14 protein-coding genes and 1 pseudogene are annotated in these 15,002 nt (G+C 63.7%); 13 read left to right on the top strand and 2 right to left on the bottom strand.

The window, feature by feature from the left end:
- Positions 1-95: 95 nt before the first annotated feature.
- The 8 genes from DI605_RS14610 (at position 96) to DI605_RS14575 (ending at position 7,916) form a co-directional block, all read left to right on the top strand.
- Positions 96-1,988, top strand: a complete 1,893-nt coding sequence (locus tag DI605_RS14610) for a PAS domain S-box protein (RefSeq protein ID WP_293975353.1) — start codon at positions 96-98, stop codon at positions 1,986-1,988.
- Entirely contained in the window at positions 1,978-2,601 is a 624-nt protein-coding gene (locus DI605_RS14605) for a response regulator (RefSeq protein ID WP_293975352.1), read from the top strand. Before DI605_RS14610 ends, DI605_RS14605 begins: the two co-directional genes overlap by 11 nt.
- 174 nt (positions 2,602-2,775) lie before the next feature.
- On the top strand, positions 2,776-3,018 hold the full coding sequence (locus tag DI605_RS14600; protein WP_293975351.1) for an acyl carrier protein: 243 nt from the start codon (positions 2,776-2,778) through the stop codon (positions 3,016-3,018).
- Positions 3,019-3,225: 207 nt separating this feature from the next.
- Positions 3,226-3,741, top strand: coding sequence for a response regulator (locus DI605_RS14595; RefSeq protein WP_293975350.1), 516 nt, complete (start codon positions 3,226-3,228; stop codon positions 3,739-3,741).
- Between the two features lie 155 nt (positions 3,742-3,896).
- Complete coding sequence (locus DI605_RS14590; protein WP_293975349.1) at positions 3,897-4,700, top strand: universal stress protein; 804 nt, start codon at positions 3,897-3,899, stop codon at positions 4,698-4,700.
- A gap of 59 nt (positions 4,701-4,759) precedes the next feature.
- The gene (locus DI605_RS14585) at positions 4,760-5,314 is read left to right on the top strand and encodes a GNAT family N-acetyltransferase (protein WP_293975348.1); all 555 of its coding nucleotides are present in this window, start codon (positions 4,760-4,762) and stop codon (positions 5,312-5,314) included.
- A gap of 45 nt (positions 5,315-5,359) precedes the next feature.
- Entirely contained in the window at positions 5,360-6,382 is a 1,023-nt protein-coding gene (locus tag DI605_RS14580) for a zinc-dependent alcohol dehydrogenase family protein (protein ID WP_367120057.1), read from the top strand.
- The gene (locus DI605_RS14575) at positions 6,375-7,916 is read left to right on the top strand and encodes a bifunctional aminoglycoside phosphotransferase/ATP-binding protein (RefSeq protein ID WP_293975346.1); all 1,542 of its coding nucleotides are present in this window, start codon (positions 6,375-6,377) and stop codon (positions 7,914-7,916) included. Before DI605_RS14580 ends, DI605_RS14575 begins: the two co-directional genes overlap by 8 nt.
- A gap of 56 nt (positions 7,917-7,972) precedes the next feature.
- On the opposite strand, the gene DI605_RS14570 is transcribed toward DI605_RS14575, so the two are convergent.
- Together DI605_RS14570 and DI605_RS14565 are read right to left on the bottom strand one after the other, a co-directional pair.
- Positions 7,973-8,224 carry a hypothetical protein gene (locus DI605_RS14570; protein WP_293975344.1) on the bottom strand — a complete coding sequence of 84 codons (252 nt, stop codon included), beginning with the start codon at positions 8,222-8,224 and terminating at the stop codon, positions 7,973-7,975.
- A gap of 159 nt (positions 8,225-8,383) precedes the next feature.
- A complete protein-coding gene (locus DI605_RS14565) occupies positions 8,384-9,349 on the bottom strand; it encodes a Dyp-type peroxidase (protein ID WP_293975342.1) in 966 nt (321 codons plus the stop codon).
- 253 nt (positions 9,350-9,602) lie between these two features.
- Here DI605_RS14565 and DI605_RS14560 point away from each other — a divergent pair, with 253 nt between their 5' ends.
- The 5 genes and pseudogenes from DI605_RS14560 to DI605_RS14540 form a co-directional block, all read left to right on the top strand.
- Positions 9,603-12,245 (top strand): HAD-IC family P-type ATPase, encoded by a 2,643-nt coding sequence (locus DI605_RS14560; protein ID WP_293975622.1) that lies wholly within the window; start codon positions 9,603-9,605, stop codon positions 12,243-12,245.
- Positions 12,246-12,289: 44 nt separating this feature from the next.
- Positions 12,290-13,048, top strand: coding sequence for a universal stress protein (locus tag DI605_RS14555; protein WP_367120056.1), 759 nt, complete (start codon positions 12,290-12,292; stop codon positions 13,046-13,048).
- Positions 13,024-13,170: pseudogene (locus tag DI605_RS14550) on the top strand (universal stress protein); the annotation flags it as partial. The gene DI605_RS14555 and the pseudogene DI605_RS14550, both read left to right, overlap by 25 nt.
- A gap of 123 nt (positions 13,171-13,293) precedes the next feature.
- A complete protein-coding gene (locus DI605_RS14545) occupies positions 13,294-14,088 on the top strand; it encodes a universal stress protein (RefSeq protein ID WP_293975340.1) in 795 nt (264 codons plus the stop codon).
- Positions 14,089-14,101: 13 nt separating this feature from the next.
- Positions 14,102-15,002, top strand: a 901-nt coding sequence (locus DI605_RS14540) for a cation-transporting P-type ATPase (protein ID WP_293975338.1), incomplete at its 3' end; no start/stop codon positions are given.

Below are 15,002 nucleotides of genomic sequence, written 5' to 3'. Positions count from 1 at the left end.
GGGAAAGTGTCGCCAATAGTCTCGAGCAGTTGCAGTAAGCTGTGGGCAACAACATGCTGAGACATCTTCCCTCTTTGCCCGGCGGATCGCGAACAATGACCCAGGCGCTTTCAGCAATGGCCCCTCGTGCCGGGCCGGCGCGATCGCTTGTCTCGGCCGTGCTGTTTGTCGGAATCTCGACTGTAGCCGCGCTCGCCCTCGAACCATTGATGGCCGATCGTCCGACATGGCTGGTGCTCACAGTGGCGGTTCTCGCCTCGGCCTGGGCGAGCGGCGTCCTCGCCGCCATTTTCGCGACCGCCGCCTCTGCGATCGTCGGCTTCCTGCTGGTCGAGACACCGTTCCGCGACATGGATCATCTCGTCCATGCTGCAGGCTTCGCCACCATCTCGATCGGTATCGTTCTGCTCACGAACCGTCTCTCCCACTGGCGCCGGGCCGCGCATGTTCACGAAATCGATGCCGGCGAGCATTCCCGTAAGGCGCATGAGACGGCGGAAGAACTGGCGCTGCTGATCGACGGCGCCACAGCGCTGGCCATCTACATGCTCGATGAAGCCGGCCGGGTGGCGATCTGGAACAAGGGCGCCGAGCGGATCAAGGGCTGGAAAGAGGAAGACGTGCTGGGGCAAAGCGCTTCCGTCTTCTACCCTCATGACGATGTGGCCAAGGGAAAGCCGGACGCGGATCTCGATCGGGCACGCACAGAGGGGCGATTTCGGGAAGAGAGCTGGCGTTTGCGCAAAAACGGCTCGGAGTTCCTGGCCGATGTCACGATCACCCCACTCTATGACGAGGATGGTCGCCTGCGTGGGTTCGGAAAGGTCGTGCGCGACATCACGGATGAAAAAGCCGCCGACCGCGCGATCGAGACGCGCGAGGCGCAACTCAACTCGATCCTGGCGACCGTTCCGGACGCCATGGTGGTGATCGACGCCGAAGGCACGATGCTGTCCTTCAGCCACGCGGCGCAGAAGATGTTCGGTTATACGGAAAGTGAAGTCCTTGGCAGGAATGTCTCGATGCTGATGCCCTCTCCCGACCGGGAGGCGCATGACGGCTACATCGCGCGATACCTGCAGACGGGAGAGGCCCGGATCATCGGCAGCACGCGCCGCGTCATGGGCTGTCGCAAGGACGGCACGCTCGTCCCGCACGAACTGGCAATTGGCGAAGCCACCGGCGCTGGCGAGCGAGTGTTCACGGGCTTCATGCGCGACCTCACGGAGAAGGAGGCCACCGCTGCGCACCTCAAGGAGCTGCAAGCCGAACTGATCCATGTCTCGCGGGTCAGTGCGATGGGCGCGATGGCCTCGACCCTGGCCCATGAACTCAACCAGCCGATCACCGCGGTCGTCAACTATGTGCAGATGGCCCATGTCCTGCTCGAGGATCCCGACGCGGAAACCGTGGCGGAAGTGCGCGAGGCACTGGCCGATGCGGCATCGGAATCCCTTCGGGCCGGACAGATCGTCCGCCGCCTGCGCGATTTCGTGGCGCGCGGCGAGGTGCAGAAGCGCGTCGAGGATCTGCCAAAGCTGATCGAGGAGGCCTGTTCGCTGGGTTTGGTCGGCCTCAAAGAGCATGGCATCCAAACCCGGAACGCCATCGATCCGGCGGCGTCTCCCGTGCTGTGCGACCGCGTCCAGATCGAACAGGTTCTCGTCAATCTCATCCGCAACGCGGCCGAAGCGATGGCGGAAAGCCCTGTCCGCGAACTCACCATCGCGACCGCACTCGAAGGCCCTTCCATGGTGCGTGTCACGATCGCGGATACCGGGCCGGGCCTTGACCAGGAGGTCGCTGCCCAGTTGTTCCAGGCCTTCCTCAGCACCAAGACCGAAGGCATGGGGCTTGGGCTGTCGATCTGCCGCACCATCGTCGAAGCGCATGGCGGCAAGATCTGGGTAGATACGCCTGCCGACGGCGGGACGCGCTTTCATTTCACGTTGATGCATATTGCTCCGGAGGACCGCGATGCCGGATAGGCGCACTGTACACATTGTCGATGACGAGGCCGCCATCCGCCGTTCGGCAGGCTTCGTCCTCAAGAAATCGGGCTATCGGGTCGAGGCCTGGGCGTCGGGTGTCGATTTCCTGAAGGATGTACGCCATGCGACCGAGGGCTGCGTCCTGCTCGACGTTCGCATGCCGGTGATGGATGGCCTGGAAGTCCAGAAGGCGCTCATCGAACAGGGCGTGACGATGCCGATCGTGCTGCTCACGGGTCATGCCGATGTGGGCATTGCGGTGCGGGCGATGAAAGCGGGGGCCGTCGATTTCATCGAAAAGCCCTTCGATATGGCCACATTACTTCGCGCCATCGAAGCGGCGTTCGCGCGCCTCGACGACAAGAAACGCTACGCCGCCTCGGCGCAGGAAGCGGCGCTCGTGGTCGCAAGCCTCACGCCGCGCGAGCGCGACGTGCTCGAGGGTCTGGCCCGTGGCCTGCCTAACAAGACGATCGCCTTTGATCTCCAGATATCCGCGCGAACGGTCGAGGTGCATCGCGCCAATCTGATGACCAAGCTCGGGGTTCACTCCTTCTCCGACGCCTTGCGGATAGCGTTCGCGGCGGGGCTCGGCACGGATCGGGCATAGATCTCGCCAGCCTCTGACTGACTGCTTTTAAAGTGCGATCCCTCGTCGCTACTTGACGCGATAATGCATATACTTTGAGCATGGCGAAGTGGGCAGCTTTGCTGCGCTTCCGACAGGACATCGAAACCGCTTCGATATCCGCCTACAACAACAAGCAGGGGGAAATTGGGCTCTATGAGCGAAATTGCCGAACGGGCCATGAAGATCGTGGTCCAGCATATGGGTGTCTACGAGGACAAGGTCACGCCGGAGGCCCGCTTCCTCGACGACCTGGGCGGTGACAGCCTCGACGTCGTGGAGCTCGTCATGGCGCTGGAAGAAGAATTCGGGATCACCATTCCAGACGAGGATGTCGAACGCATCGCAACAGTACAGGATGCGATCACTTATGTGGAGCTAGCCGGAAGATCTGGGTGATCGGACAATATGGGCTCCCGGCGGCCGCGTGGCGTGCCGCCGGGAGTGGTTTGCCCTTGTCAGGGCGGTCGCGCTCTAGCTGGAGGCATGCATGGCCGCACAGGGAAATCGTTGGGTCGAACCCATGGCGCGCCGAGCCGAAACCGTTGCAAGTTCGCAATGAATTCCGGCTCTTGAATTGATATCGAGCGTTCTCATTCTGCTAGAATGCGTCAGGCGGGAAAACGCCTTCAATATCTCGTCCGACCTATGGATGATTACGTAGGGACGAAGTTCTGGCGCACGACACATAGTGGCAACAGTTCGCATTTTGCCGGCAAGGGACACATAATGTCGCAGGTACCCAGTTCCGCCGAACCGGAGCGACCGCGAGTCCTTCTGGTGGAGGATGACAGCGCGGTACGCCGGTCGATCCAGTTGATCCTTCATGCCCGCGGCTATGATGTGCGCGCCTTTTCCAGCGGCGCGCTGGCCCTTGCCGATCCGTCTGCCCTTGATGCGGCGTGCCTTGTCACAGATTATCGAATGGCGGGCATGAGCGGCCTCGAACTGCTGCGCGGTCTTCGGGCGGTCGGATGGCAAAGACCTGCGATCCTGATCACCGGAGACCGGAGCAATCATATCGAGGATATGGCAGATGGGCTGTTCGATGAAATTCTGGAGAAGCCCCTGCTCGATCGCCGACTATGTGCGTGGGTCGATCGTGCGACTGGCCGGGCATGAAAGATGCTGTTGAACGGCCCGTATCCGACCTGACCCATCTGCTCGAGGCTTTCCCGTACTGGTCTACGTAGATTCCACGAATGCACCGTCGTGCCGAATGATCGACCTTCGCAGCAGTTTTCATCGGCGAGGACGACATGACTGTGAAGGACATATTGGCAATCGTCGACACGGGCGATGAAGACGAGCAGTTCCTGAAGGACGCGCGTGAATTTGCCCGTTTCCACGAGGCGCACCTGAGCGTCGCGATCCTTTCTGCGGTTCCGACACCGGACTATGCTCTGGCTTACACCCAGCCTTATTTTCTTCTTTCGGACTATGTCGAAGCTGCGGAGGAGAAACGGGCGAAGGTTGCCAAGATCGGTGAGCGCGACGGCTTCGAGGTCCGCATATTGAGCGACGAGCCCGGTGTTCTGCTTGACAAGGCCCCGGCCCAGGCCCGCTACGCCGACCTCGTTCTGTTCGGGCCGGTGGACGCCTATTCCAACAAGCATCTGCGCCGCCGGCTCTTCGAGAATATCGCGCTGTCATCCGGGCGCCCCGTGATCGTCCTGCCGGCGCAATGGAAGCCGCGTGCATTCGCCCATCTCTCGATCGGATGGAACGCGTCGCGCGAAGCGACTCGCGCACTCGGTGATGCCCTTCAACTTGCGCAGCCCGGCGCGAAGATCGACGTGATCGTCGTCGACGCCAAACCGAGCACCAAGGGCCATGGATCTGAACCTGGCGCGGACATCGCGCGCAATCTCAGCCGTCATGGCTTCGACGTCACGGTCCACGCGCTCTCTTCCGAAGGCGAGAACCAGTCCGCAATCCTGGTCGATTTCGCCCGGCGACAGCGCGCGGACCTGCTGGTGATCGGCGCGTCGGCGCATTCGCGGCTACGTGAGCTGTTCCTGGGCGGGGTCACCCATGATCTCGTCGATGGCGCCGCACTCCCCGTCCTGCTCGGACGGTGATCACAGTTGTCGTCTGGACAGCCCGTCCAGCATCATAGCATTCAGCAGAAGGTTTCTCCATGCCGCCTTCCCTCGATCAAGACGTCTCCGATGACGAAACGAGTCTCCAGACCCGCACGGGATTGGTCCTGCGCCTGCGTAACGCCAAGGCGACCGACGAAGCCGAACTTGCAGCATTTTTCGACGATGTGAGCCCTGAGGATCTGCGCTTCCGCTTTCTTTCGGCCGTTCAGCATGTCGGCCACGACCAGCTGGTCGCGATGCTGAGCGCGGACGATCAAAGAACGCAGACCGTTCTTGCCCTCGACGAGAGCGGAGCGTTGGTCGGAGTCGCGACCCTCGCCGCCGACACGGCAGGACAAACCGCAGAAGTCGCGGTTTCGGTGCGCCGCGACCGCAAAGCGCAGGGGATTGGCTGGAGCCTGCTCAGGTACGTCGCGCAGGTTGCGCGCACCAGGGGCATCTTGCGCTTGCAGTCGATCGAAAGCCGCGACAATCATGCCGCGATCGAGATCGAGCGCGAACTGGGTTTCAGCGCACGGGCCTATCCCGGCGATCCCACGCTCATCCTCGTGGAAGCCGACCTTGCAGGAGACGCCAGCCCGGGGACGTGACCATATGCAGGCTCAGCGAAGAAAAAGTGCGAAGGCTGTCGATGCATGGCCGTGATGATCGCCATGCAGTTCGATGCGCCGCATGAGCCCTTGCGACGCGTCGAGCGCCCCATTCCTCGTACGGGCGCCGGTCAGCTTCTCCTGGCGGTGATCGCCTGCGGCGTCTGCCGCACCGATCTTCATGTGGCCGACGGCGAGGTTTCGGCACACTATCCGGTCATTCCCGGCCATGAGATCGTCGGCCATGTGCTGGAGATCGGCGCAGGTGTCGAGGGCTTCCGCGTCGGCCAGCGCGTCGGCGTGCCCTGGCTCGGCCACACCTGCGGTCACTGCCCCTATTGCCTTTCGGGTCAGGAAAATCTCTGCGACACGCCCGAATTCACTGGCGCGACGCGCGATGGCGGCTATGCGACCCACGTCATTGCGGACGCGCATTTCTGCTTCGCGCTCCCGGACAGCTTTTCGGATGTCGCGGCCGCGCCCTTGCTGTGCGCGGGGCTTATCGGGTGGCGCGCGCTCCGGCTCGCGGGCGAAGGCCGGCGCATCGGTCTTATCGGCTTCGGGGCAGCCGCCCATATCATCGCGCAGGTCGCAGTCTGGCAGGGGCGCGACGTCTATGCCTTCACCCGGGAGGGCGACACCCAGGCGCAGGCGTTCGCGCGATCGCTCGGCTGCTGCTGGGCCGGCGCTTCGACGCAGCGGCCGTCGCAGGAACTCGACGCAGCGCTCATCTTCGCGCCCATCGGTGCACTGGTTCCTGCCGCCTTGACCCTGGTGCGCAAGGGCGGACGGGTCGTCTGCGCCGGCATCCATATGAGCGATATTCCCGCCTTCCCCTATGCGGATCTGTGGGAAGAGCGCCAGATCCTCTCCGTCGCCAATCTGACGCGGGAGGATGGGGCCTCCTTCTTCGAGATCGCAGCCCGCTCCGGCCTGCGCACGGTGACCGAGACCTTCCCTCTGGAACAGGCCAATGTTGCCCTCGACCGTTTGCGGAGCGGAGCCCTGACGGGTGCTGCGGTTCTCATCCCGCCGAGGTCCGACTCTGCGGCCGACGACCATGGCTGATACCGACAAGAGCGGATCAGATTTGTCCGAGTGGCTGGCATCCGGCGATGCCTTCGGCGCGTCCGAACCCGTGCGACGCCTCGACACCCATGCCGCGAGCATCTTCCTCGCCGGGGAGAGCGCCTGGAAGATCAAGCGCCCGGTCGATCTTGGCTATCTCGATTTCTCGACGCCCGACAAGAGGCGAACGGCGCTGGAGGCCGAGCTCAAGCTCAATCGCCGGACCGCGCCCGACCTGTACAAAGCTGTGCGTCCGATCACACGCGATCCCGCCGGCCGGTTCGCCATCGATGGTGAGGGCGAATCCGTCGACTGGATACTCCAGATGCGGCGCTTTCCCGACGGCGCACTCTGGAGCGAGCTCGCCGATAGCCATGCGCTCGACGAAGCCGCGCTCGGCAAGCTGGCCGATGCGCTTGTCGGCTTCCATTCCCACGCGCCAATCGCCCGGCCCGGCGACGGTGCGGAGCGTATTGGCCGGATTGTTGCCGGTAATGCCGAGGCGATGGCCCGCTATCCGGATATCCTCGACCCGAAAGCCGCGGCCGAGCTGACCGAGCGGCTCGATCGTCTCATCGGGAGCAACAGGGCCCTCCTCGACGCCCGTGGCAAGGCAGGACGCATTCGTCACGTCCATGGCGACCTGCATCTCGCCAATATTGCCACAATCGATGGCGTGCCCACGCCGTTCGACTGTCTGGAATTCGATGCCGAGCTGGCGACGACCGATGTCCTCTACGACCTGGCCTTTCTGCTGATGGACCTGTGGCAGCGAGGCCTTCGCCCCGCGGCGAATATGGTCTTCAACCGCTATCTCGACCATTCGCCCGATGACGAGGGTGCAGTCGGGCTTCTGCCGCTGTTCATGAGCATACGCGCCTCGATCCGCGCCCATGTCACCGCCGCGCGGGCAGAACGCGCGCCCAGTAACGGCAGCGCGCCCAAGGAGGCTCGGCATTATCTCGATCTGGCAGGGCGATTGATCGCCGAGCAGCGACCACGGCTGATCGCGATCGGGGGCTTGTCCGGCACGGGCAAATCAACGCTGGCGCGAACGCTTGGGGCGGACGTCGGCCGAGCGCCGGGCGCGCGCATCCTGCGCAGCGATGTCCTGCGCAAACGTCTTGCGGGCGTCCCCGCCGAGATGAGGTTGCCGGCGTCGGGTTACACGGCGGAGGCCAGCCGGGCGGTCTACATGGCGCTCGACGGGCTCGCCTGGGCAGCATTGGCAACGGGTCATGGTGTGATTGCTGATGCGGTGTTCGGGATGCCCGAGGAGCGCGATGCGATAGAGGAAGTGGCGGCCCGTGTGGACTGCCACTTTGCAGGCCTCTGGCTCGAACTGCCTGAAGGAGAGCGGGTCGCGCGCGTCGAGGGGCGCCACTGCGATGCGTCCGATGCCAACCCGGACGTCGTGCGGGCACAGTCGAAGAGCCTGACCAGCAGCCCTGAGAATTGGGTCAAGCTCGTCAGCGAAGGATCGCTGGACAGTCTTTCGGACAAGGCCAGGACATTGCTGCACCTGATGATGTGACTGATTGAAAACCTGTCGGTGTCGATTGTGCAGCCCGGACGAAGGACTGCAGGCTATCAGCAGGTCTCGTCGGCAGGGAGTTTCGCGTGGCCCGACGCAAGGCGCGACAGTGTCGCGCGTGCTCCTGCATCCATCGACCTCTGCTCCGGGCTTGTTTCTCTCTTGCCACGGATCTCCGCGAGACGGCGTTGATAGGCCTCGACAAATTGGGCGTGGCAAAGGCGCGCCTCAGGACAGCCCGTCAATACGAGCCGGCGCCGATGGAACACCAAGCGCTTCAGAAAATAGCTATGGTCATTGTCCTGCACGGCCCTCGCCTTTCCAGGGCAAGCCTGCAGAAGGAGGAACCCGCCCGCACTACGCAAATTCCCGTAACCGACGCGGATGATACTGGTCCACAGCGGGAAGAGCTGCGAGAACTCAGTGGCGAGGCCGGGTTCCGAGCATTTTTTCGCTCGTGGTTTGAATTAAGACCCGTTGCCTGAGAGCTTTGCCAATGTCGACCGGGAGGGCGCGAAAAAGGTCGTTCCGGTCTGCGCCGTGGAGAAATCCAGGAGCCGATCGTAGGCGCCCGCCGGCTCCCCAACGAACATCCGCTCCAGCATCTTCTCGATCACCCACAAATGCCGGGTATATCCGATGAAGTAGGTGCCGAACTCGCCATGTCCCGCTCGGCCGAATGGCATATTGTCACGCAGGATGTCATGTTCGTTGCCCTGCTCATCGACGATGGTCGCGAGTGTCTTGTGGGACTTACGCGGCGCAGCGTTGTCATCGAGCTCGATATTGTCGATCTTGGTGCGGCCGACAATCTCCTCCTGCAGCGCCGTGGAGATCCGCCCCCAGGCCGCGAGATCGTGCAGATATTTCTGCACGACGACATAGCTACCGCCCACAAAGTCGGGATCCTCCCTTCCGACCAGCGCCGCCTCGCCGATTTCGTGCCCCTCAGGGTTGGCGGTACCGTCCACGAACCCCAGCAGGTCGCGCGCATCGAAGTAGCGAAAGCCAGTAACCTCGTCGATCGTCGTCACCGCCGTGCCAAGAGACGCAAGCAGGATCCGCTCGAACTCGAAGCAGATGTCCGGCCGCTCGGCGCGAATATGGAAGAGCAGGTCGCCGGGCGTCGATGGCGCCTTGTACGGCGTCCCTTCGATGGCGGCGAACGGCCTGAGGTCGCGGGGTTTCGTCGGCTCACCCAGACGATCCCACAAATCGCTGCCGATTGCGGCAATACAGGACAGTCTGGCGGAGAGGTCGCGAAACCCGACTGTCTTCACAAGATCGTCTATCCCGCCGAGCGTGTCGCGAACCTTCGCGATGGCGTCGGTCCCTTCGTTCACGCGGACGACAAGAAAAATCGCGGCCTGCGAGAGCGGCGCCTCGACACTTTGAGCATCTATCGGCACCCGATCCCAAGCATGTCCGGTCATAGTTCCCCCGTGTTACGATAAAGACTGATCATAGCGACAGGACGTCTGCAATTGAACACCCCCGCGAGGATCAAGTCTCTTGAGCTTCTCGGACATCATCTCCGCCACCACCGAAAGGCGTCAGATTTCCCCAATCTGGCTGCCTAGTATTATCCCGTATATGATCAGGCAGCCCTGTTCCTGATCTTCTCCGCAGTGCAACAAGCCAGCGGGGATAGCAGTGAAGCTCGACAAGATCGAAGCGTGGCACGCGCTGGCAGCCGACACGGTTCTCGACCAGCTGGACGCCGATATCGCCGGGCTTAGCCAGTGCGAGGCGGAAGAGCGACTGGCACGGCACGGACCCAACGCGCTTCCGAGGACGACGGCGACGCACCCGCTGCTGCGCTTCCTCGCCCAGTTCAACAGCGCGCTCATCTATTTCCTGCTCGCCGCTGCCTTTGCCGCCGCCCTGCTTGGCCATCTCGTCGATGCTCTGGTCATCGCGGTCGTCGTGTTGATCAATGCGATCGTCGGCTTCGTCCAGGAGGGCAAGGCCGAGCGGGCGTTGGGCGCCATTCGCGACATGATCGCACCGCATGCCACCGTGCTGCGCGACGGGGCGCGACGGACCGTCTCGGTACCCGATCTCGTGCCCGGCGATATCGTGATGCTGGAGGCCGGCGACCGCGTGCCCGCAGATCTGCGGCTGCTGCGGGCACGCGGCCTGCTGATCGACGAAGCTCCCCTTACCGGCGAATCCGTGCCGGTCGAGAAACAGGAGGAGCCGGTCGAGGACGCAGCCGGCATCGCCGACCAGCGCAGCATGGCCTTCTCCGGCACGCTGGTTGCTTCCGGCCAGGCGAGCGGTGTGGTCGCGGCCACCGGCACGCACACGCAGATCGGCCGGATCAGCAGCCTGCTCCAGGCCGTCGAGACGGTGACGACGCCGCTCCTCCGCCAGATCAACCGCTTCGCACGCCGTTTCACCTGGCTGGTGATGGCCGGCTCATTGGCCCTCTTCGCCTTCGCGGTGCTTGCTCGCGAGTTCCATTGGATCGATGCCCTCATAGCCGTGGTCGCGCTTGCCGTCGGCATCATTCCGGAGGGCCTTCCGGCCGTCATCACCATCACGCTCGCGATCGGCGTCCAGCGCATGGCCGCCCGCAATGCCGTCATCCGCCGCCTTCCCGCCGTCGAGACGCTGGGCGCAACCTCGGTCATCTGCTCGGACAAGACCGGCACGCTCACGCGCAACGAGATGATGGTGCGGCGCGTGCTCATCGACAGGGATGAAATCCTCGTCGGCGGGTCTGGCTACACCCCCGAGGGCGGTCTCACAACCGAGAGCGCCGATGACGACGCCGATGCCATCGCCGCGGCGAGCCCGATCATCCGCTGCGGCCTGCTCTGCAACGACGCCATGCTAAAGCGCGACGGCGATCACTGGAAGGTCGATGGCGATCCCATGGAGGGGGCGTTGGTCTCGCTTGCCATGAAGGCGGGCCTCAATCCCGACCATCTTCGCGCCGAATGGAAGCGCCTGGACGAGATCCCGTTCGATGCGGCCTACCGTTTCATGGCGACGCTTCATGCAGGCCCAGCTGGTGAGCATGTGATCTTCGTCAAGGGCGCGCCCGAGGAAGTGATGGCGATCGCCGGGATCCACCCACAGGTCTGGGCGCCACGGATCGCCCGGGCAGCCGACCACGGCGAACGCCTGCTGGGGCTCGCAATAAAGCGACTGCAGGCACCCAAGGCGCGCATAGCTTTCGACGATCTGGAAGGCGGCGTGGAGTTTCTGGGCCTTATGGGCTTCATCGATCCGCCGCGCGAGGAAGCCAAAGCAGCCATCGCCGAATGCCGATCCGCCGGCATCGCCGTCAAGATGATCACCGGCGATCATCTCGGCACGGCGCTCGCAATTGCACGCCAGCTACACATCAGCGAGGAACCTCGCGGCCTCACAGGTAAGGAACTGGAGACGCTCTGCGATGACGCGCTTGCTGCGCGCGTCCTTGGCATCGACGTCTTCGCCCGCACAAGCCCCGAACATAAGCTGCGCATCGTCCGGGCACTGCAGTCCCATGGTCTGATCGTCGCTATGACTGGCGACGGGGTCAACGATGCGCCCTCGCTCAAGCAGGCGGATGTCGGGACGGCGATGGGGCACAAGGGAACGGAAGCCGCCAAGGAAGCGGCCGAGATGGTGCTGCTCGACGATAATTTCGCGTCGATCGTCGCCGCCGTCCGCGAAGGCCGCACCGTCTACGACAATATTCGGAAGGTGATCGCCTGGACGTTGCCGACCAACGGCGGCGAGACTGTTGCGGTGGTGCTCGCGATCCTCATCGGCTTCACCCTGCCGATGACCGCGACCCAGATCCTCTGGATCAACCTGGTGCTGGCGGTGACGCTGGGGCTCGTGCTGGCGTTCGAGCCGAGCGAACCCGGCACGATGGCACGGCAACCGCGTTCGGCAAGCGCGCCCCTGCTCTCCCCTTTCCTGCTTTGGCGAGTCGTGCTCGTCTCGGTACTTCTGGCGGCCCTCGGCCTAGGCGTCTTCTTTCATACGCTGAGCCAGGGACGTGATCTCGAGACCGCGCGGACGATGGTGGTCAACGTCCTGATCGTCGCGGAAATCTTCTATCTCTTCAATGTGCGCTATCTTCACATGCGCTCGCTCACCTGGCGAGGCGCGATCGGAACGCCGGCCGTCCTCGGCGCGATCGCGATAGTGGTGCTGGCCCAGCTCCTCTACACCTATGCGCCTTTCATGCAGGCGGTGTTCGAGAGCCGCTCGCTGACTCTGATGGACGGGGCGCTCATCATTGCGCTGGGCGCCATGCTGTTCTTCTGCCTCGAGGCGGAGAAGCTCCTGATGCGCCGCCTCGGCTGGTTCGAGGAGCTCAGCTGACCCGCCCGCCCTTCCCCCAAAGGCCGATCCTGAAAGGATGCCGTATGATGACGCCGAACCGACCGCGCAAAATCCTTCTCGCCACGGACATGAGCTGCCGCTGCGATCGGGCGCTCGATCGTGCGGTGCAACTGGCGCAGGAATGGGAAGCCGAACTGATCGCGGCTTATGTCATCGATCCGGCGCAGACCCATCAGTTCCGCTTCGACCGCACGCCGGCGTCGTGGCGGCGGCTTCCCAGTCCGGTCGACCGGATGAAGTGGCGGTTGAAGCGTGATCTCGGTCCCGCCGCGGAGTCCATCCGCATTCTCGTGGAGGAAGGCGAACCGGCGGAAGTGCTGCTCGCCATCGCCGCGCGGGAAGGCTGCGACCTGATCGTGACCGGCATCGCCCGCGACGAGACGCTTGGCCGTTTCTTTCTGGGCAACACGGTCAATCGGCTGGTGCGCGGATCGCCGGCGCCGGTCCTCGTCGTCCACGATCGCGCCGTTCGTCACTATCGCGACATTGTCATCGGCACCGATTTCTCCGAGGCATCCCTCCAGGCGCTACTCACGACATCGTCCTGGTTCCCGACGGCCGCCCTCACGCTGTTCCACGGCTATGATGTCCCCTTCTCAGGCTATCTCGATGAGCAGGATTTCAAGCGCGACCTTGGCGCCATGGAGAAGAACCTGGGGACGAAGTTTCTGGCCGACGATCGCGTCGACGACCGCCTGCGGGACAGAACCGACGTCATCATCGAGCATGGCAGCGCGGAGCGCTTCTCAGCGACTATGTCGAGGATCAGCATGTCGATCTGACCGTGATCGGAAGTCATGGGCGCGGCGCGCTGTTCGACGCCCTGATCGGCAGCGCGGCGAAGAACCTCGTAGAAATGCTCGATGGCGATTTGCTGATCGTCCACTACCGGCCGAAAGAATAGCGGGAACGCCTGTTATTCAGCCATAAATCGCCCTCGCAGATCGACGATCCGCCTCCGTAATATCCCGCATATGGACCGCCATGAACGGACCATAGCCTCTCGCCATCTGGCATGGAGGCGGCAATGAAGAATATTCTTTTACTGGTGCATGACGATGAGGGTCAGGAGGCGCGCCTGCAGGCGGCGCTCGATCTGACGAGGGCGCTCGACGGACATCTGGCCTGCCTCGACGTGGCGATGATCGCCAATATTGCGGGCGACTATGACGGCATCGGTTCGGCCATGCTGATCGCGGACGAGCGGGACCGCGAAGCGGTCAACAAGACGGCGCTCCAGGCCCGGCTGGCGTCCGAAGATGTCGTATGGAGCTGGAGCGACGTGACCGGCTTCGCTGCCGAGGCCATGCTGGATGCCGCGGCGCTGGCCGATCTCATCGTCCTCAATCGAAAGCTCGATCACTTCCCCTATCCCGAGATGCAGGACATCGCGAGCCGCATCGTAATGAAAGCGCGCAAACCGGTCGTCGCCGTGCCCGACAATGTCCGAGGGTTTAAACTGAGCCGCGCCCTCATCGCCTGGGACGGACAGGCTTCGGCTGTGGCGACGATGCAGGCATGCGTGCCCTTGCTGACACGCGCCGAGGAGGTTCAGATTTTCATGGCCCGCGACGGGGCTGAACAGACCGAACCGAGAGAAGCCGCCGAATATCTTTCGCGGCACGGCATTCATGCCTCGATCCGGATCGTTGATGATGGACTGACCGCTGCCGACGAACTGATCGCCGACGAGGCCGCCAACTGGCATGCCGACTACATCCTGATGGGCGCCTATGGCCGTGGACGGCTGATGGAGACGTTCGGCGGGGTCACGAAGCGCATGCTCGCCCACAGCAAACTGCCGCTCATCCTCGGTCACTGAGTTGGCCGGGAGCGTGCTGGCCGCATCAGCCTCCTCAACAGACATCGCCGCCGCTTTCTGGCAATCGGGGCCGGATGAGCTGTTCGCGCGTCTCGACGCGACGCGTGAGGGGTTGGTCCAGACCGAAGCGGCCGCGCGGCTCGAGCGAGACGGCCCCAACGAGATCGAGGGGGCAGCGCGGCGGCACATCCTCCTGGACCTGCTCCGGCGCATCGCCAATCCGCTGATCGCCATCTTGCTCGCCGCGGCGGCGGTGGCGGGAGCGACGGGCGATCTGGCGAGCTTCGTCATCATCCTGGCCTTGGTGATCCTCTCCACCCTGCTCGACATGGTGCAGGAACATCGCGCGGAAGCGACGGCCGCCGCGCTCAAGCGCTCCATCGCGCTTCATGCGACCGTGCTGCGTGACGGGCGGCCGGTCGAACTACCCGTCAGCGCCATCGTGGCGGGGGACGTTCTGCAGCTGTGCGCGGGCGACCTGGTGCCCGCCGACGGCATCGTGCTCGCCGCCAATGGCGCGCAGGTCAACGAGGCGCTGCTGACTGGCGAACCCTATCCGGTCGAAAAGCGCGTTGGCCTCGATCCCGAAGCCGCGACACCGTCGGAAGCTCGCAGCGCGCTCTTCCATGGCACATCGGTGATCGCCGGCACCGCGACAATGCTGGTCGTGGAAACCGGCAAGCGAACCCGGTTCGGCGCGATTGCCCAATCGCTGTCGGCCGCGCCGGCTCCTACCGCGTTCGAGCACGGCATTCACAAGCTCGGGCTGCTGATCGCGCGGCTGACCCTGTTCCTGGTGCTGTTCGTGCTGCTGGCGCATCTGGCCCTCGGCCGCCCGCCGCTCCAATCCTTCCTGTTCGCCATGGCGCTCGCGGTCGGGCTGACGCCTGAACTCCTGCCGATGATCATGACGG

Origin of the sequence: Sphingomonas sp. (assembly GCF_003248515.1) — a bacterium.
Taxonomy (GTDB): domain Bacteria; phylum Pseudomonadota; class Alphaproteobacteria; order Sphingomonadales; family Sphingomonadaceae; genus Sphingomonas_I.
The sequence above is the reverse complement of the archived record's forward strand: the minus strand, read 5'-3'. Positions and strand labels throughout refer to the sequence as shown.